This window comes from Phaeobacter sp. (assembly GCF_022825805.1).
Lineage (GTDB): Bacteria > Pseudomonadota > Alphaproteobacteria > Rhodobacterales > Rhodobacteraceae > Phaeobacter.
Window position 1 is genome coordinate 99,436 of the sequence record NZ_JAJDWC010000028.1, and the last position, 18,212, is coordinate 117,647.

14 protein-coding genes are annotated in these 18,212 nt (G+C 60.4%); 7 read left to right on the forward strand and 7 right to left on the reverse strand.

Going from position 1 to position 18,212, the window contains the following annotated elements; genetic code table 11:
- Nucleotides 1-43: 43 nt before the first annotated feature.
- Complete coding sequence (locus Q0C28_RS03180) at nt 44-709, reverse strand: HAD-IA family hydrolase (protein ID WP_293573199.1); 666 nt, start codon at nt 707-709, stop codon at nt 44-46.
- A 131-nt stretch (nt 710-840) separates the two neighbouring features.
- Between Q0C28_RS03180 and glmU the strand changes: the two genes are divergently transcribed.
- Genes glmU through Q0C28_RS03195 form a run of 3 tightly spaced genes read left to right on the forward strand, consistent with a single transcriptional unit; the run spans nt 841 to nt 4,738 of the window.
- The gene (gene glmU / locus Q0C28_RS03185) at nt 841-2,196 is read left to right on the forward strand and encodes a bifunctional UDP-N-acetylglucosamine diphosphorylase/glucosamine-1-phosphate N-acetyltransferase GlmU (protein ID WP_293573200.1); all 1,356 of its coding nucleotides are present in this window, start codon (nt 841-843) and stop codon (nt 2,194-2,196) included.
- The gene (gene glmS, locus Q0C28_RS03190; protein WP_293573201.1) at nt 2,196-4,004 is read left to right on the forward strand and encodes a glutamine--fructose-6-phosphate transaminase (isomerizing); all 1,809 of its coding nucleotides are present in this window, start codon (nt 2,196-2,198) and stop codon (nt 4,002-4,004) included. The genes glmU and glmS overlap by 1 nt, the downstream gene beginning before the upstream one ends.
- Nucleotides 4,005-4,009: 5 nt before the next feature.
- Complete coding sequence (locus Q0C28_RS03195; RefSeq protein WP_293573202.1) at nt 4,010-4,738, forward strand: DNA alkylation repair protein; 729 nt, start codon at nt 4,010-4,012, stop codon at nt 4,736-4,738.
- Between the two features lie 77 nt (nt 4,739-4,815).
- Here the strand turns inward: Q0C28_RS03195 and Q0C28_RS03200 are convergent, their stop codons facing one another.
- Nucleotides 4,816-5,349 carry a hypothetical protein gene (locus Q0C28_RS03200; protein ID WP_293573203.1) on the reverse strand — a complete coding sequence of 178 codons (534 nt, stop codon included), beginning with the start codon at nt 5,347-5,349 and terminating at the stop codon, nt 4,816-4,818.
- Between the two features lie 192 nt (nt 5,350-5,541).
- Here Q0C28_RS03200 and moaA point away from each other — a divergent pair, with 192 nt between their 5' ends.
- From moaA to Q0C28_RS03215, 3 genes are read left to right on the forward strand one after another with little or no spacing between them, the layout of a single operon-like run.
- On the forward strand, nt 5,542-6,549 hold the full coding sequence (gene moaA / locus Q0C28_RS03205) for a GTP 3',8-cyclase MoaA (protein ID WP_293573204.1): 1,008 nt from the start codon (nt 5,542-5,544) through the stop codon (nt 6,547-6,549).
- Between the two features lies 1 nt (nt 6,550).
- Entirely contained in the window at nt 6,551-7,927 is a 1,377-nt protein-coding gene (locus tag Q0C28_RS03210) for a 3-deoxy-D-manno-octulosonic acid transferase (protein ID WP_293573205.1), read from the forward strand.
- A gap of 11 nt (nt 7,928-7,938) precedes the next feature.
- Nucleotides 7,939-8,982: a glycosyltransferase family 4 protein gene (locus Q0C28_RS03215; RefSeq protein ID WP_293573206.1), complete on the forward strand. Its 1,044-nt coding sequence runs from the start codon at nt 7,939-7,941 to the stop codon at nt 8,980-8,982.
- 120 nt (nt 8,983-9,102) lie between these two features.
- Here the strand turns inward: Q0C28_RS03215 and Q0C28_RS03220 are convergent, their stop codons facing one another.
- The 5 genes from Q0C28_RS03220 to Q0C28_RS03240 form a co-directional block, all read right to left on the reverse strand.
- A complete protein-coding gene (locus Q0C28_RS03220) occupies nt 9,103-10,266 on the reverse strand; it encodes a M20 aminoacylase family protein (RefSeq protein WP_293573207.1) in 1,164 nt (387 codons plus the stop codon).
- A gap of 224 nt (nt 10,267-10,490) precedes the next feature.
- The gene (locus Q0C28_RS03225; RefSeq protein ID WP_293573208.1) at nt 10,491-11,654 is read right to left on the reverse strand and encodes a M20 aminoacylase family protein; all 1,164 of its coding nucleotides are present in this window, start codon (nt 11,652-11,654) and stop codon (nt 10,491-10,493) included.
- An 8-nt stretch (nt 11,655-11,662) separates the two neighbouring features.
- A complete protein-coding gene (locus Q0C28_RS03230; protein ID WP_293573209.1) occupies nt 11,663-12,829 on the reverse strand; it encodes a M20 aminoacylase family protein in 1,167 nt (388 codons plus the stop codon).
- A gap of 244 nt (nt 12,830-13,073) precedes the next feature.
- The gene (gene argE, locus Q0C28_RS03235) at nt 13,074-14,237 is read right to left on the reverse strand and encodes an acetylornithine deacetylase (RefSeq protein WP_293573210.1); all 1,164 of its coding nucleotides are present in this window, start codon (nt 14,235-14,237) and stop codon (nt 13,074-13,076) included.
- A gap of 17 nt (nt 14,238-14,254) precedes the next feature.
- Entirely contained in the window at nt 14,255-16,075 is a 1,821-nt protein-coding gene (locus Q0C28_RS03240) for an ABC transporter ATP-binding protein (protein ID WP_293573211.1), read from the reverse strand.
- 320 nt (nt 16,076-16,395) lie between these two features.
- On the opposite strand from Q0C28_RS03240, the gene Q0C28_RS03245 reads away from it, so the two are divergent.
- Nucleotides 16,396-18,093, forward strand: coding sequence for a peptide ABC transporter substrate-binding protein (locus tag Q0C28_RS03245; protein WP_293573212.1), 1,698 nt, complete (start codon nt 16,396-16,398; stop codon nt 18,091-18,093).
- The last annotated feature ends 119 nt before the right edge of the window (nt 18,094-18,212 follow it).

Sequence of the window (18,212 nt, forward strand, 5' to 3'; positions counted from 1 at the left end):
TAGACCGCTGCGCCTGTGCAGATCACCCCGATCATAAATGGCCTCACAGCGGCAGGAGTTGTGCAGCCAGCGCCGGGAGATCCTCGAAGCGGGCCAACAGCGCCTCGGGGTCCAGCCCATAAACATCCTCTGCGCCCGGCCCAAAGGTCACCAGCACGGAGGCCACGCCCGCCGCCGCCGAGGTGTTCCGGTCTGTGGCTGTGTCACCGATCAAGATGGTGCGTTCCGGGTCACCGCCCGCGCGGCGCGCCGCCTCCCGCAGGGGTTCGGGATCTGGCTTGCGCACTGGCAGCGTGTCCGCACCGACCAAGGAATGAAATGCATCGCGCACGCCAAGGCTCTGCATCAGTTGCTCTGCCAGGGCTTCGGGTTTGTTGGTGCAGATGCCCACACGAAACCCATCGGTCTTCAACTGTTCGACCGCAGCCATCGCACCAGGATAAAGAACCGTGTGCAGATCAATGGCCTCGCGGTAGTGTTCGAGCAGCACGGGATAATAGCGATCCACCAGAGCCTCTTCAAATTGGCCCGCCCGCTGCAGCCCGGCTGTCAACATCGCGCGCCCGCCGCGCAGCGCGATACCGGAATCCGCAGGGGGATGCAGCAGATCGCCAAGCCCCATCTGACGGAAACAGGCGTTTGCTGCGGCTAAGAGATCACCGGATGTATCCGCAAGCGTCCCGTCCAGATCGAATATCACCGTCCGCATTTCGCCCCCTTTCGGCACATTTCCGCCACCGCATATTGCAGGGCGCAACGTTGTTTGATGGCGCTTTACCTTGCACGCCTGCTGTTAGCGGATAAAACGGAGACGCTGAAAAGACAAAGAGAAAAGAAAACATGAGCACAGCCCTCGTCATTTTGGCCGCAGGCAAAGGCACGCGGATGAACTCGGATCTGCCGAAGGTCCTGCATCCGATTGCCCATGCGCCGATGCTGCAACACGCGCTGGTCGCGGGGCAAACGCTCCAGCCGGAGCGCACCATCGTCATCGCAGGCCATGGCGCAGAAACCGTGCGCACCGCGCTGGCCGAGATTGACGAAGATGTCGAGGTTATCGTTCAAGAAGAACAGCTTGGCACCGCTCATGCGGTTGCACAGGCGCGCGATGCTCTCGCCGGATTTGCGGGTAACATCGTGGTCCTTTATGGCGATACGCCCTTTGTCAGCGCAGATACGCTGGAGCGCATGATTGAGGCGCACAGCGACGCGGATCTGGTCGTGCTGGGCTTTACCGCGGCCGATCCCGGACGCTATGGCCGACTGGTGATGGACGGCAACAGCCTGGAGCGGATCGTCGAATACAAGGACGCAACCGACGCCGAACGGCAGATCGATTTTTGCAACTCGGGCCTCATGGCAGGCCAGGCCACGCAAATTTTTGATCTGATCGACAAGGTCGATTGCGCCAACGCGTCGGGTGAATACTACCTGACGGATCTGGTTGGACTGGCGCGCGCCGAGGGCCTGCGCGTGACAGCGATTTCCTGTGATGAGGCTGAGACCCTGGGCGTGAACTCCCGCGTTGATCTGGCCCAGGCCGACCAGGTGTTTCAGGCCCGCACCCGGATGGCGATGATGGAGGACGGTGTGACGCTGATGGCACCAGAGACCGTCTATTTCGCCTTTGACACCGTGATTGGCCGCGACAGCGTGATCGAACCCAATGTGGTCTTTGGCCCCGGCGTCACCGTTGAGAGCGGCGCGCAGATCCGCGCGTTTTCCCATCTGGAGGGCTGCCACGTGTCGCGCGGTTCAAAAGTGGGCCCCTACGCCCGGTTGCGCCCCGGCGCGGAATTGGCCGAAGACACGCATATCGGCAACTTCGTCGAAATCAAAAATGCCGAGATCGCCGCAGGCGCCAAGGTCAACCACCTAAGCTATATCGGCGATGCCTCTGTTGGGGAAAAAACCAACATTGGGGCCGGCACCATCACCTGCAACTATGACGGCGTGATGAAGCATCGGACCGAAATTGGCGCCCGCAGCTTTATCGGCTCGAACACCATGCTGATTGCACCGGTCAGCGTCGGCAATGAAGCGATGACAGCGACTGGCACAATCGTGACCAAAAACATCGAAGACGGCGCGCTGGCCCTCGGTCGTGCAGAACAAGAAAACAAACCCGGTCGTGCGCGCAAGCTGATGGATATTTTGCGCGCCAAGAAAGCCCGTTTGAAAAAAGGAGCCGAATAATGTGTGGCATCGTCGGAGTCCTGGGCAATCACGAGGTCGCCCCCATCCTGGTGGAAGCCCTGAAACGGCTCGAATATCGCGGCTATGACAGCGCAGGCATCGCCACCGTCAACAAAGGCACCCTGTCGCGGCGGCGTGCGGTTGGCAAATTGGTCAACCTGTCGGATCTTCTGGTCCATGAACCGCTGGCGGGCAAATCCGGCATCGGCCACACCCGCTGGGCCACTCATGGTGCACCCACCGTTGGCAATGCCCACCCCCATCGCGCGGGCTCGGTCGCGGTTGTTCACAACGGGATCATCGAGAATTTCAAGGATCTGCGCGCGGATCTCGGCAAACGCGGCATTTCCTTTGAAACCGATACGGACACGGAAACCGTTGCGCTGCTCTGTGAAAGCCTGATCCGCGATGGTCACGCGCCGGTGGATGCCGCCCGCGCCACGGTGGCGCAGCTGGATGGAGCCTTTGCTCTGGCGTTTTTGATCGAGGGCGAAGAAGATCTGATCATCGCCGCGCGCAAGGGATCGCCGCTGGCGGTTGGTCACGGTGCCGGTGAGATGTTTGTGGGCTCTGACGCCATTGCGCTGGCGCCGTTTACCGATCAGATCACCTATCTCGAAGAGGGGGATTTCGCCGTTCTGACGCGCACCAGCCTAGATGTCTGGGACAGTCGCGGCGACAAGGCCAATCGCGAGAAGCGCCAGATCCAGCTGGACAACGCCCGCGTCGACAAGGATGGCCACAAACACTTCATGGCGAAGGAAATCGCCGAACAACCCGTGGCCATCGACCGCGCGCTCAAGGCCTATTGTGGGGCAGATGGCGACATCACCCTGCCAGACGATCTGGATTTCACCAAGATCGACCGCCTGACCATGGTGGCCTGCGGCACAGCGTTTTACGCCTGCATGGTCGCCAAATACTGGTTTGAACAGATCGCGCGGATGCCCGTCGAAGTCGATGTCGCCTCTGAGTTCCGCTACCGCGAGCCACCGGTTGCCGACAACACGCTGGCGCTGTTTGTGTCCCAATCCGGTGAGACCGCCGACACCCTGGCTGCACTGCGTTACATGGAGGGCAAAGCCAAGCAGATCGTGGGGCTTGTGAATGTTCCCGAAAGCTCGATCGCGCGCGAAAGCAATGTGGTGCTGCCGCTGCACGCCGGGCCGGAGATCTCCGTCGCCTCGACCAAAGCGTTCACCTGCCAGCTGTCGATCCTTCTGATGCTGGCACTGAAGGCGGCCCAACAGCGGGGCATTGCCCTGCCCGACGGCATGCCGGGTGATCTGCGCGCCCTGCCCGGACTGGTCCATCAGTCGCTGGCTGGTGAAAAGCAGATCGCAAGCTCTGCGCGCAGCCTGGCGAAGGCGCAGGACATTATCTTTCTCGGCCGTGGCCAGCTGTATCCCCTGGCGTTAGAGGGCGCGCTGAAACTGAAGGAGCTGAGCTATATCCACGCCGAAGGCTATGCCAGCGGCGAGCTGAAACACGGCCCCATCGCGCTGATCGACGAAAAGGTGCCGGTTGTTGTGCTCGCCCCGCGTGATGCGCTGTTTGAAAAAACCGTCTCCAACATGCAGGAAGTCATGGCCCGTGGTGGCAAGGTGATCCTTGTCACGGATGCAGAAGGCGCCAAACTGGCCGGAGATGGCACCCATGAGGTCATCATCATGCCGCAGGTGCCCGATGCGCTTGCGCCCATCCTTTATGCGGTGCCGGCCCAGCAGATCGCCTATTTCACCGCAATCGCCAAAGGCACCGATGTGGACCAGCCGCGCAACTTGGCCAAATCCGTGACGGTGGAATAACCCAGATGACCTTTGACGACGCTCTGGAAACCCTGCGCCACCACGCCGATCCGGCGCAGGTGGGGGCGAAAACCGCCTATCACAAACAAACCCGCGTGGTTCTGGGCGTCACCAATGATGTGCTGAACGAGCTGTCAAAAGACTGGCGGCGGGAACTGGATGTGGCCGGGCGCGTTACCCTGGCGCGCGATCTCTGGCAGAGCGATATTTTTGAAGCCCGTATTCTGGCCGCCAAGCTGCTGACGCAGGCCCGCATCAAAGACGACGCAGAGGTCTGGGATCTGCTGGTATCCTGGGTGCCGGAGTTTGACAGCTGGGCCATTGCCGATCATGTGTGCTCTGCGCTCAGCAAACGTCTGATGGCCGCCCCCGAGCGGCTGGATACGGTTGAGAGCTGGACCACCTCCGAGCATATGTGGACCCGGCGCGCCGCGATGGTGGCCACCCTGCCCTGGGCCAAGCTGCCCAATCCGAAGCCCGCCGAAAACGCCGCCCGCGATCGGATCTTGGGCTGGGCGGAAACCTATGTGCCTGACCGGGACTGGTTCATCCAGAAATGCATCGCCTGGTGGCTGCGTGATCTGTCTAAACACGATGCTGCGCGCTGCCAGAATTTTCTGGATCTGCACGGTCCCCAGATGAAGGCGTTTGCCCGCAAGGAAGCCGGAAAATACCTGCGCAAGGCTGCTGAACCAACCGGGGAAACTGGGGCAGCTGAAAAAACCGGCAGCTGACCCCGGCGACTAAACCTGGGCATAGCCCAGGTTGTGCGGATCACGCAGGTTGGATTGAGCGGGTCAGATCAAGCGGCTCAGCCTGCGGGCAGCACCTGCAGCTCCGCCAATTCCGTCAACGGCAACCCCAAAGCGCGCATCGCATCAATCGACAGTCGGCTACCAGCGCCCGCGGTTCCGGCGCTTGGCCGCAGGGTCACGATAGCCTCGGTGCCGCGCGCGCTGACAAGTCGGGCGCGTTGCGGGGTGCTGACCAGCGAGGTTTCCATCCACAGCCCCGGCTGCGAAGGATCCCCCAGACTGGCGATGGTGGATGAGCGTCCGGTGTAGCTGCGCGCAGGCGCAGCGCTGGATGGCCGGGCCGTTGTGGCAAAGGGATCAACTGTTTGACCAGTCCCAGATCCGATGGTCCCTGTGGTGCCAGGAGCAGGCGCGATTGGCGTTGTGTCCACTGGCGGGGCCGCAGGCACGCTGCCTGCGTTTCCGAGTGCCGATGATGTCCCGGCCCCACTCTCGCTGGCTTTGGGGCCCAGGATGGACGAGCTCCACTGCAGTTGGCCGCAACCACCGAGCACCAGGATCGAAGAAAATAACAAAACAGAATACCGCATGAGCCGACCCTAGCGGCGTGCCATCGGAATGGCCAGCGCCAATACCAGGCAACAGATCCCCGTGCCAATCATCTGCGACACTCACCTGTAGAACCCGCCAGTGACACGCTCATGACAATAAATCGTCTGTTGCGATGCAGATGCCGCTCTCTCCCCCTTGTCCCAGCGCCTCGCCAGCTTTACCTATGGGCTATGACAGCTCCATTGATCGATCCCTTTGCACGCGCCATCACCTATCTGCGCGTATCAGTGACAGACCGCTGCGATTTTCGCTGCGTCTATTGCATGTCCGAGAACATGACCTTCTTGCCCAAGAAGGAGCTCCTGACGCTGGAAGAGCTGGATCGCCTGTGCTCGACCTTTGTGGGGCTCGGGGTGGAGAAGTTGCGGATCACCGGTGGCGAGCCTTTGGTGCGCCGCGAGATCATGACGTTTTTCCGCGCCATGACCCGCCATCTCGACAGCGGCGCTCTGAAAGAGCTGACACTGACGACCAATGGCTCGCAGCTGGAAAAATACGCACAGGCCCTGTTCGATGCGGGCGTGCGCCGGGTCAACGTGTCCCTTGATACCATCGACGAAGGCAAATTTGCCGATATCACCCGCTGGGGGCGTCTGCCGCAGGTGATGCGTGGGATCGACGCGGCGCAGAAGGCCGGGCTGCGGATCAAGATCAACGCTGTTGCTCTAAAAGGTTTCAACGAAGATGAGTTGCCGCTGATCACGCGCTGGTGTGCAGAACGGGACATGGATCTGACCTGGATCGAAGTGATGCCCATGGGCGACATCGGCAACGAAAACCGCCTGGGCCAATATTGGTCCCTCAAAGACGTCCGCCGCGCCTATGAGGATCATTACACGGTGACCGATCTGGTGGAGCGCACGGGCGGGCCTGCGCGCTATGTGCGGCTGGAAGAAACCGGGCAGAAAATCGGTTTCATCACACCGCTGTCCCATAACTTCTGTGAAAGCTGCAACCGCGTGCGGCTGACTTGTACGGGTGAATTGTACATGTGCCTCGGCCAAGAGGACATGGCGGATCTGCGGGCGCCCTTGCGGGCGCATCCAGATGATGAAACCGCGCTGCAAGAGGCCATTCGTACGGCGATCACGCTGAAACCCAAAGGCCATGATTTCGACTACTCCCGCCAGCGGCTGGATGGTCAGATGCCCCGCCATATGAGCCACACCGGCGGCTGAAATGACCCCCGCCTCCCATGACCCGACGGCGCTGTTTCACATCTACCGTGCGGCGACCTCTCTGATTGCGCCTTTGGCCTATCGCAAAGTGGCCGCCAAACTGGCGGATCAGGGGGTGCCAGATCAGCGCCAGCGCGAACGGCTGGGGTTTGCCACATTGCCGCGCCCGCAGACATCGCCCCAGAGCGCGTCAGCAGCTGATACAGCATCAACCGACAAAGCAGCCCCGCTGATCTGGATCCACGGGGCCTCGGTCGGCGAAAGCATGGCAGGTCTGAACCTGGTCGAAAAACTGACACTACGGCTGCCCGCGGCAGAGTTTCTGCTGACATCTGGCACGGCGACATCAGCCCAGATGCTGGAGCGCCGCATGCCGTCGCACTGCCGTCACCAGTTTGCGCCGCTTGATAGCAGCGCAGCGGTGCGCCGTTTTCTGAGCCATTGGCGCCCGGATGCCGCACTGTTTGTCGAAAGCGAACTCTGGCCCGTTACCTTGCAAGCGGCGCGACATGCTGGTGTCAAATTGGCCTTGGTCAACGCCCGCCTGTCGCAAAGCTCCATCAAACGGTGGGCATCAAAGCCTGCCACCGCGTCCTTCATGATGCAGCAGTTTGATCTGCTGCTGAGCCAAAATGCCCAGATGCGAGATGCGTTGATCGATCTGGGCGCTGATGCAGCTGCGGTTCATCCCAGCGGCAATCTGAAGGCCGGGTCCGCGCCACTGCCCGTGGATGAGAGCCTGCTGACAGATCTGCGCGATGATCTTGCGGGACGGCCCGTATGGGTGGCCAGTTCGACCCATCGGGGCGAAGAAGAGACCGTTTTGGCCGCCCATAAGGCCCTGCTGGCAGAGAACCCGCAGCTCTGCCTTGTGCTGGCGCCACGGCACCCAGAGCGGGCCGATGAGATATCCGACCTGATCCGTGCGGCGGAGCTGACCGTTGCGCAGCGCAGCCGCGCCGAGCCGCTGACATCACGAACACAGATCTATCTGGCTGACACGCTGGGCGAATTGGGCAGTTGGTATGCGCTTTCGCCCATTGTGTTTCTGGGTGGATCCCTGGCCCCGATTGGCGGCCACAATCCGTTCGAGGTTGCGCAGGCGGGTGCTGCGGTGATCACGGGGCCGGGCTATACCAACTTCATGGAGACTTTTCCGCCGCTGATCGATGCAGGCGGCGCGGTCGAAGTCACCGACAGCGCCACCCTCGGCGCGGCAGTACGTCATTGGCTGGGTGATCCCCACGCTCTCGACCAGGCCCGTGCCGCGGCTGCGGATGTGGTGACCCGGCAGGCCGCTGCTTTGGACGGCGTGGTGGATTTGCTGATCGACCGGCTGTCTCTTGGCGCGGCTGATGTCGCCCGACCAGAAAACTAACCTGCGAAATTATGCCAGACCTCTTTGTTACCAACTTCAATCGCAACTTCACCGGGGTCTCGGCCACCGCGGCCAATGTGGTGCGCCAGCAGATGGGCCAACACGATATGGCGCTGGTGGGGCGTGGCCTGCCCGGCTGTCTGGAGCCGATCACTGTAGCGATGGCGCGGACCCAATCCCGCGTGCACTCATCCGACCGTCCCTTTGCGATCTGGCATGTGCGACGCAACACCGAAATGCGCGCCGCCCTCTGGGCACGGGATGTGTTACGCCTGCCAATCAAAATCGTGTTCACATCCGCAGCGCAGCGTCGCCACTCGGCCTTTCCGCGTTGGTTGATCTCCCGCATGGATGCGGTGATCGCCACCACAGAGGCCGCCGCGACCTATGTCCCCCATGTGCGCGCAGTGGTGCCACATGGCGTCGACACTGATCTGTTCAAACCCGCGGACAACCGCGAAACCGCCTGGGCTGCTCTGGGGTATGGTGGCACATTTGGCATTGCCACCGTCGGCCGCATCCGCCCGGAAAAAGGCACCGATCAATTTGTCGAGGCCATGGTGCGCCTGCTGCCCAGTCACCCCGGCGCAATCGCTCTGGTTCTGGGCAAAGCGGCGCGTGAACATCAGGGGTTTCTGAAAGGTCTGCGGGCGACGATCGCCGCCGCAGGGCTGACAGAGCGCATCCTGTTTCCTGGTGAAATTCCGGCCACCAATCTGCCACGCATCATGCGGTCCCTGTCACTGGTGATGCAGCTGCCACGGTACGAAGGCTATGGCATGGCCCCGCTCGAAGGGCTGGCCAGTGGCGTGCCTTTTGTGGGCACTGATGCAGGGTATTACACGTCGTTCTCGGCACAAGGCACGGTGGGCCAGGTGGTGCCCCTTGGGGCGGTTGCGCCCGCGGTCGAGGCCGCAGAGGCCATCCTTCAGTCACCCGAGCGCTACGCCGAGATGGCCGCGCGGGCCCGCGACGTGGCGATCCACAGCTTTAGTGCACGCACGGAGGCCGATGGCATCAATGCAGTCTATGAGGCGCTTTGGTCCGCGGGGTAATGCCTGGCATTGCCGGATCACAAATCGCCACCGGCAGATAACAAAGCGCCCTGGGATCAAGCCCGCCCCGACCATGCGGGGCGGACATCACGTGTCAATCAACAGGTAAACCTACCCTGATCAGGCTGCTGGCATCCGCTGTTCGACGATTTCCGCCCACCAGCTGCATCCCGCAGGAATGGCATCATCGGTGAAGTTATACTCCGGATGATGCACCGCAGCGGTGTCGCCATTGCCCACCAGGATATACGCGCCGGGCCGTTCCTCCAGCATGAAGGCGAAATCCTCGCCGCCCATGACCAAAGGGGCTTCCTCGCAGGATCCAGCGATGTCTGCGGCCACTTTGGCGGCAAATTCGGTCTGCTCGTCGTGGTTCACCATCACCGGATAGCCGCGGTGGTAGCGCACGTTGACTGTCCCGCCAAAGGTTGCGGCGATACCGCTACAGATCTCCTTGATCCGCCGCTCCGCCAGATCGCGCACCGCAGGGTCCATGGTGCGGACAGTCCCCTTCAGGTCAACGCTTTGTGGGATGACATTGAACGCGTTGGAGGAGGTGGCGAAGGAGGTCACCGAGACCACGATCTGATCGATGGGGTCCGCGTTGCGCGCCGCAATGGATTGCAGTGCCAGCACGGCCTGCGCCGACATCACGGTGGTGTCGATGGTTTCATGCGGTTTGGCCGCATGGCCGCCGCGCCCCTCGAATGTGATGTCGAACTGATCGGTGGCAGCAAAGAAAGCACCGGTGCGAATAGCAAAGGATCCGACTGGACGCCCAGGCCAGTTGTGCATGCCATAGACCTCCTGGATGTTCCAGCGCGCCATCATACCGTCTTCGCACATCTCGCGACCGCCGCCACCGCCCTCTTCGGCGGGCTGAAAGATCACGACAACAGTGCCATCGAAATTGCGGGTCTCAGCCAGGTATTTCGCCGCACCAAGCAGCATCGCAGTGTGCCCGTCATGGCCACAGGCATGCATCGCGCCATCGGTTTTGGACGCATACTCCAACCCCGTCTGTTCATGGATCGGCAGCGCATCCATGTCAGCGCGCAGGCCAATGACCTTACCCGATGTGTCAGACTTGCCCTTGATCACGCCAACAACACCGGTGCGGCCAATCCCGGTTGCGATCTCGTCACAACCGAACGCCTCGAGCTTTTCCGCAACCAGCGCAGAGGTGCGATGGGTGTCAAACAGGATTTCAGGATGCTGGTGGATATCACGACGCCAAGCGGTGATTTCGTCCTGCATTTCTGCAAATCGGTTTTTTACGGGCATAATCTGGTCCTTTCTGCACAGGCAGTGTTGGCATTGGTCTTTATTGCGCAGGCCGCTTTTGCTGGCCGTTTTGTGTGGTCACCGTTTGTCTGGCGACCGTTTTTGTGATGGCCGCGTCTTTTGTGATGGCCGTATCGGCACCAGCAAATCCTGGCACGGACGGTCGGCTGCGCGGTTCAAATGTCTTACACAGGCCCATCAGGATGGGCCTGCGTCTGTTGTGTTCATTCCAACGGCAGCAGCTGCTCCACCATCGTGACGAACCAGCTGCACCCGGCCGGGATGGCCTCATCGTTGAAGTCGTATTTTGGGTGGTGCAGCCCGTGGCTGTCGCCATTGCCAAGCCGGATCATCGCGCCGGGGCGTTCATCCAACATGAAGGAAAAGTCCTCCCCGCCCATCGACAATGGCATCTCTGTGCAGCCGCCCGACACAACATCCGCTGCCGCGCGCGCGTGTTCGGTCGCAGTGGCATCATTGATGGTAACGGGCACACCGTTCACAAACTCCACCTCAGCGGTGCAGTCAAACGTCGCCGCGATCCCGGCGGTGATGGCACGCAGCCGCTCGGGGATCAGCGCGCGCACCTCGCGGGAATGGGTGCGGATGGTGCCACGCAGCTCAGCTGCGTCCGCAATCACGTTACAAGCGTGCGACGCGGTTTCAGCTGATGTGACGGTCAGCACGCCTTGCATCACAGGGTCGACATTGCGCGCCACGACAGTCTGCAAGGCACAGATCAGCTGGCACATCATCACCGTGGTGTCTGCGGTCTCATTGGGTTTGGCCGCATGCCCGCCCCGCCCCTGAAGGCGAATGACAAATTCATCCACCGACGCCAGCAAAGCGCCCGAGCGGATGGCAAAAGCACCTGTGGGCAGGCCGGGCGTGTTGTGGATCGCGTAGACTTCGTCGATGGCGAAACGGTCCATCAGCCCGTCTTTCACCATGGCTTCGGCGCCATTGCCGCCCTCTTCGGCCGGTTGAAAGATCACCACAGCGGTGCCGTCAAAATTCCGCGTTTCAGCGAGGTATTTGGCTGCCCCCAACAGCATCGCGGTATGCCCGTCATGGCCGCAGCCGTGCATGGCACCCGGTATTTTCGAGGCATGGGCCAGCCCGGTCTGTTCCTGCATCGGCAGCGCATCCATATCTGCGCGCAGCCCGATGCAGCGCCCCTGCGTATCCGCCCGGCCCCGGATCACACCCACAACACCCGTGCGGCCCAGGCCTGTCACGATTTCATCGCAGCCGAATTCAGCCAGCTTGTCCTTCACCAGCGCAGAGGTGCGGTGGGTCTCATACAGGATTTCCGGGTTCTCATGAATGTCGTGTCGCCAGGCGGTGATTTCTGCGTGCATATCTGCAAAGCGGTTTTTGACGGGCATCGGGGTCCTCAGCTTGGGGGCATACGTCGTTCGACCAATTCAGCAAACCAGCTACAGCCGAGCGGGATGGCATCATCGTCAAACACATACGCGGGATGATGACACATCGCAGTATCTCCATTTCCCAGAAAGATATAGGCGCCGGGGCGTTCTTCCAGCATGTAGGCGAAATCTTCGGATGGCATGATGGGATCGGTGGCATCATCTACATTGGCGGACACCGCGCGCGCGGCCTCCGCCGCATAGGCCGTCTGCGCCTCGGAATTCACCGTCACGGGATAGCCCGGTGTCCAGACCACCTCTGCCTGCGCGCCATAGGCTGTTGCGATATCCTGCGCGATGCGGCGCACGCGCTCTTCGGCCTTGCTGCGCCATTCGGAGGCCAGCGTGCGCACGGTGCCCTGCAGCCGGGCGGTATGGGCAATGACGTTGGAGGCCGTGCTGTCGGTTTCAAACGTTCCAACGGTCAGCACCACGGATTTCAATGGATCCACGTTGCGCGCCACCACCGATTGCAGCGAGACGACGATTTGTGCCGCCACCAAAGTGGTATCAACCGCCTCATGCGGCGTGGCAGCGTGACCGCCAACGCCCGTCACGGTGATTTCAAACTCATCCGAGGACGCCAGCAAAGGTCCCGGACGGATGGCAAAGCTGCCAACCGGAATGCCCGGCGCATTGTGCAGCCCGTAAACCTCCTGAATGTTCCAACGATCCATCAGACCATCCTGACACATCGCAAGACCACCGGCGCCGCCTTCTTCGGCGGGCTGAAAAATCAGCACAACGCGGCCGTCAAAATTGCGCGTCTCGGCCAGATATTTGGCGGTGCCCATCAGGATTGAGGTATGCCCGTCATGGCCACAGGCATGCATCAGTCCCGGTTTGGTAGAGGCATATTCAAGCCCCGTGGCTTCGGTGATCGGCAGCGCATCCATATCAGCGCGCAGGCCAATCACCCGACCAGATGTATTGGTTTTTCCGTCAATCACCGCCACCACACCTGTGCGCCCGATGCCCGTTGTAATGTCGGTGATCCCAAACCCGCGCAGTTTTTCCACGACGAAAGCGGCGGTTTCATGCACATCATACATCAGTTCAGGGTGCTGATGCAGATGATGGCGCCAAGCGGTGATTTCGCCATGCATGTCGGCGAGACGGTTTTTGATCGGCATAGTCTCTCTTTCCTCGTCTAACCCTATCCGGCCGTGAGTGAACCCATTTGAACCAACTCACCCCTGGACATCAAAAACGGGGCCATTGGCGCTGCCAGCCAAACACGGCTCCATCCGGGTGGCTGATCGACCTTAGTGGCAGCGCTAACGTAAACATGCGCCACCGTCCGTCAATTCATGTGTTTTATCAAGCGACGGCAAAAATGCCGTCGCGTCGAAATACTATGCGGTAGGGCGGAACCGCTCAGGCCAGCCGGTCCAATAGATCCTGCAAGAACCGCTGTCCCGCATTGAACTGTGCGACCTCGATAAACTCGTTCGGCTGATGGGCCTGCGCGATATCGCCGGGGCCACAGATCACGGCGGAATACCCGGCCTCCTGAAATTGCCCGGCTTCGGTGCCGTAGCTTACCGTGTGATTGGCGTTGTCGCCGGTGATCGAGCGTACCAGACTTTCCGCCTCGCCATCGGTTTCAGGGACCAGCGGCGGCACATAGAAATCCCTGTGCACATCGATGCGTGTCTCGGGGCGGATTTTTTTCATCTCTGCCTCGACTTCGCGGACACGGGCGAAATAGGCCTGTTGCCACTGATCCGCGGTTTCGCCGGGCACCAGACGGAAATCCATCATGAATTTGCAGTCTTTTGCAGTGATGTTGTGGGCGGTTCCACCTTCGATCATCCCCACGTGGCAGGTGGTGAATGGCGGCTCAAAGCGCGCTGCAACCTCGTTGGGGGTCTGTGCGGCGTTCTCGCTGTTGCGCTGATTGGCCCAATCGACCAGACGCGCCCCTTCCATGATCGCGCTGACACCGGTTGGCTGGAGCGAACTGTGGACCTCGAACCCAACAACATGTGTATCAAAGCCAACACTGCCTTTGTGCCCGGTGACGGCCTCCATGGTTGAGGGTTCCCCAACAATGACGCAGGAGCCCTTGGGCAGGATTTTCTGCATTGCCTCAATCATCGGCGGGGCGCCAGTGCAGCCGACTTCCTCGTCGAAGCTGAGCGCGAGCTGCAACGGACGGCGCAGCCCGCGATAATGCCCGGCGACCAGTGCCCAAACCGCGAGCGCGTCAAAGCCCTTCATATCGCAGGTGCCGCGGCCAAAGTATTTTCCATCCCGCTCTACGACCGTGAAGGGATCGCTATCCCAGGGCTGGCCATCCACTGGCACCACATCGGTGTGGCCGGACAGGACAACAGCCCCCTCCACCTCAGGGCCGACATGGGCAAACAACGCCGCTTTGTGCGGCTGCTCGGGGTCCACCGAGCGGTGGGCGGTGATCCCATGGCTGCCCAGATAATCCTGAACCCAATCAATCAACGGCAGATTGGTGTCCCGGCTGACCGTGGGAAACGACACCAGCGCCGTCATGATTTCTAAGGGAGTGAGTTGCTTGGCCATGTTCAATATCCGTTGTTTCAATACCCGCTGTCCGTCATCAAAACCAAATGGCCCGGCGCGACCTCCATATATTGGGAGGGTTCGGGGTTGTAATTCAGATCATGAATGGGCGACGGGATGGGTTTAAAATTAAGATCTTTTTCTGACTTTCGCTGATTGGGATCAGCGATTGGCACCGCTTTCATCAAGGCCTGCGTATAGGCGTGCTGCGGGTTTTCAAACACGCGCGCTCTGGGTCCGATTTCGACAATCCGGCCCAGATACATCACCCCCACCTGATGGGACACGCGCTCCACCACCGCCATGTCGTGGCTGATGAACAGGAACGACAGTCCCAGTTCGGATTGCAACTCCATCATCAGGTTCAGCACCTGCGCCTGCACCGACACATCCAGCGCCGACACCGCCTCATCCGCGACGATCAGCTTCGGGTTCAGTGCAAGCGCACGGGCGATGGCAATACGCTGACGCTGGCCACCGGACATTTCATGCGGGAAACGCCGCATGAAGCTGCGTGGCAATTGGACCCTATCAAATAGGCTCGCCACCCGGTCTTGCAGCTCCGAGCCTGAGGCCAGACCATAGTTCAGCATGGGTTCTGCGACCTGATCCATCAGCTGCATCTGCGGATTGAGCGAGGCAAAAGGATCCTGGAAGATCATCTGCATATCTTGCCGGGCCTTGTGCAGCGCGCTCTGGTTCAGCGACAGGATGTCCTGCCCCTGAAAGGTGATCGTGCCACTTTGCGGCTCCACCAGCCGCAAGATGGAGCGCCCGGCAGAGGATTTACCGCATCCAGATTCCCCGACAAGCGACAGTGTCTGCCCCTTGAAGACCTGAAAGGACACATCCTCCACCGCGTGCACGTTGGCAACCGTGCGCCGCAGCAGCCCCCCTTTGACCGGGAAACGGGTCGTGAGGTTCTTCACATCAAGGATAACCTCATCCGAGCCTTTGATCGGGTCGAGCTTTTGATCCTCGACCCCCATCAGCTTCATCGGCTCTGGGTAGGCTTTCCCCTGCATTTCCCCCAATTTCGGCACCGCCGCCAACAGGGATTTGGTGTAATCATGTTGCGGGTCGTCAAAGATCTCCTGAACGGTGCCCTCTTCGACCTTGTTGCCGCGGTACATCACCACAACCCGGTCCGCCATCTGCGCGACCACGGCCATGTCATGGGTGATGAACATCACTGCGGTTCCGGTTTCGCGTTTCAGGCGATCCATCAGCGCCAGAATTTCCGCCTGGATCGTCACATCCAGCGCGGTGGTGGGTTCATCTGCGATCAACAAGCGCGGCTCACAGGCCAGAGCCATGGCAATCACGACGCGCTGGCGCATCCCGCCGGACAATTCATGCGGATATTGTTTCAAACGGCGCTCTGGCTCGGGGATGCGCACCTGACGCAGCAGTTCCAGCGCGCGCGTCTCCGCCTCAGCCGCCGTCATGTTTTTGTGGATCCGCAGGCCTTCGGTCAGTTGGCGGCCAACAGTGAACACCGGGTTCAGCGCCGTCATCGGCTCCTGAAAGATCATGCCGATCTCATTGCCGCGGATCTGTTTCATCAGGCTCTGATCGGTATCCCCAAGATCAACAGAGGACCCATCGCGGCGATCGAACAAAAGTTGACCTGACGTTATGTCGCCGCCGCCGAATTCGACCAAACGCATCAAAGACAGGGAGGAGACCGACTTGCCCGAACCAGATTCGCCAACAATGCAGACGGTTTCGCCCGGTTTCACATCAAATGAAACATCCTGCACCCCCACAACTGGCCCATCTTTTGTTTGGAACTCCACGCGGAGTCCTTTGATTTGTGCGATTGGCTGGTCCAGCACAGTGATCCCCCCTTTTTTGTCGATCCTGCCACGATGGCGGTAACATTTTTTGCCATCTTTACGCCAAAGCTGCCGGAAGCCCAGCCGATTTTTTTCTCACCCGCAAGACTTGCAATTTTTTTGAACTCTGTATTCGATGCTTGCAGTGCAGCAGAGCAAAACGTTTTTTGGCCATCTCACGTGGGTTTGAATTTCGAACTCCGATGGGCCGCCAGACAAGTCGCCTGCAATCAGCACAGTCCGCAAATCTGCGGTCAACCAGCGGATCAAAATAGATTCGTTAAAGATAAGACACTGATGTGTCCGACAAGGAGTGTACTATGAACATTAAGACCCTTTTGATGGGTGCGATTGCGACAACAGCGCTTGCGCCTGCCGCTTTTGCCGAACGAGGATCTGACGGCCAGGTCAACATCATTTATTGGCAAGCCCCCTCCATTTTGAACCCGTTCCTGTCCGGCGGTACGAAAGACGTCGAATCCGCGTCTTTGGTGGTTGAGCCTCTGGCCCGCTACAACAGCTCTGGCGAATTGGTCGCCTGGCTGGTTGACGAAGTTCCCACCACCGCAAACGGCGGCGCCTCCGAAGACCTGACCTCGATCACCTGGAAGCTCAAGAAGGGCATCAAGTGGTCTGATGGCTCTGACTTCACTTCTGCCGACGTGAAATTCACCTATGAATACTGCACCCACCCCGAAGGTGGCTGTGCCCAGGTGACCAAATTCGAAGGTGTCACCTCCGTCGATACGCCCGACGATCACACCGTCGTCGTCAACTTTGGCGCCCCAACCCCCTTCCCCTACGGCCCGTTTGTGGGTGGCGAAAGCCCGATCCTGCAGAAGGCACAGTTTTCCGAATGCATGGGCGCCAAAGCGCCGGAATGCACCGAAGCAAACTTCAACCCGATTGGCACCGGCCCGTTTGCTGTCGAAGAATTCAAACCAAATGACGTGATCACCTTTGTGGCGAACGATCAGTATCGTGACGCCTCCAAGCCTGCGTTCTCCCGCGTGCTGTTCAAAGGCGGCGGTGATGCAACCGCTGCGGGCCGTGCGGTGCTTGAGACCGGCGAATTCGACTACGCCTGGAACCTGCAGCTGGCACCCGATGTGATTGCGCAGATGGAATCCGCTGGCAAAGGCAAAGCTGTCGCGGGCTTTGGTCCGCTGGTTGAGCGCCTGATGCTGAACAACACCAACCCATCGCCGGATCTGGGCCCAGACGACCGTTCTGTCGTGCGGCCGCACCCGTTCCTGTCCGACCCCGCCGTATACAAGGCGATGTCCATGGCCATCGACCGCGAACTGCTGGTTGAAATCGGCTACGGCAAAGCCGGTAAAGTGACCTGCTCCTGGGTGCCTGCCCCTGAAGCCTATGCCATCAGCCCAGAGGGCTGCAACGTGCAGGACATCGCTGGCGCCAATGCGATGCTGGATGCTGCAGGCATCACCGACACCGATGGTGATGGCGTGCGCGAAAAAGACGGTGTGCCGCTGAAGATTCTGTACCAGACTTCCACAAACGCCGTACGTCAGGACTTCCAGGCGCTGATCAAACAGTGGTGGAGCGAAATCGGTATCGAAACCGAACTGCGTAACATCAACGCATCCGTGTTCTTCGGTGGTGACCCAGGTTCCCCGGACACCTTCCAGAAGTTCTACGCCGATGTGGAAATGTACGCCAACACCTTCAACGGCACCGATCCGCAGTCCTATTTCGGCAACGGCCTGTGCGACAAGGCGCCATCCCCTGCAACCCAGTGGCAGGGCGAGAACATCTCCCGCTTCTGTGATGAAGAGTTCGACGCACTGCATGCAGAGCTGTCCGGCACAGCCGACATGGCGAAGCGGGTTGAAATCGGTCAGAAGCTGAACACCCTCGTGTTTGAAAAAGGCGGCATGATCCCGCTGGTGCACCGCGGCCGTCTGTCCGCACACGCCAACACCCTTGGCGGCATCGATCTGAACGTGTGGGACAGCGAACTGTGGAACATCGCTGACTGGCATCGCGCAGAATAATCGGACCCATCGTCCACGGGGCCCCGGACCATGTGCCGGGGCCCGCTGGTTTTCGCGACTTCCAGCCAGAACAGACCTCCTCCCTTCTGCTGCACCCCGGTGCCGTCGAATAAGGCGAG

Coding starts and splice junctions, on each gene's coding strand:
- Q0C28_RS03215 (WP_293573206.1), top strand. CDS start 7,939: ATGCCAGACCTCTTTGTTACCAACTTCAATCGCAACTTCACCGGGGTC.
- argE (WP_293573210.1), bottom strand. CDS start 14,237: ATGGCCAAGCAACTCACTCCCTTAGAAATCATGACGGCGCTGGTGTCG.
- glmU (WP_293573200.1), top strand. CDS start 841: ATGAGCACAGCCCTCGTCATTTTGGCCGCAGGCAAAGGCACGCGGATG.
- Q0C28_RS03230 (WP_293573209.1), bottom strand. CDS start 12,829: ATGCCGATCAAAAACCGTCTCGCCGACATGCATGGCGAAATCACCGCT.
- Q0C28_RS03245 (WP_293573212.1), top strand. CDS start 16,396: ATGAACATTAAGACCCTTTTGATGGGTGCGATTGCGACAACAGCGCTT.
- Q0C28_RS03225 (WP_293573208.1), bottom strand. CDS start 11,654: ATGCCCGTCAAAAACCGCTTTGCAGATATGCACGCAGAAATCACCGCC.
- Q0C28_RS03180 (WP_293573199.1), bottom strand. CDS start 709: ATGCGGACGGTGATATTCGATCTGGACGGGACGCTTGCGGATACATCC.
- Q0C28_RS03220 (WP_293573207.1), bottom strand. CDS start 10,266: ATGCCCGTAAAAAACCGATTTGCAGAAATGCAGGACGAAATCACCGCT.
- Q0C28_RS03200 (WP_293573203.1), bottom strand. CDS start 5,349: ATGCGGTATTCTGTTTTGTTATTTTCTTCGATCCTGGTGCTCGGTGGT.
- Q0C28_RS03195 (WP_293573202.1), top strand. CDS start 4,010: ATGACCTTTGACGACGCTCTGGAAACCCTGCGCCACCACGCCGATCCG.
- moaA (WP_293573204.1), top strand. CDS start 5,542: ATGACAGCTCCATTGATCGATCCCTTTGCACGCGCCATCACCTATCTG.
- Q0C28_RS03210 (WP_293573205.1), top strand. CDS start 6,551: ATGACCCCCGCCTCCCATGACCCGACGGCGCTGTTTCACATCTACCGT.
- glmS (WP_293573201.1), top strand. CDS start 2,196: ATGTGTGGCATCGTCGGAGTCCTGGGCAATCACGAGGTCGCCCCCATC.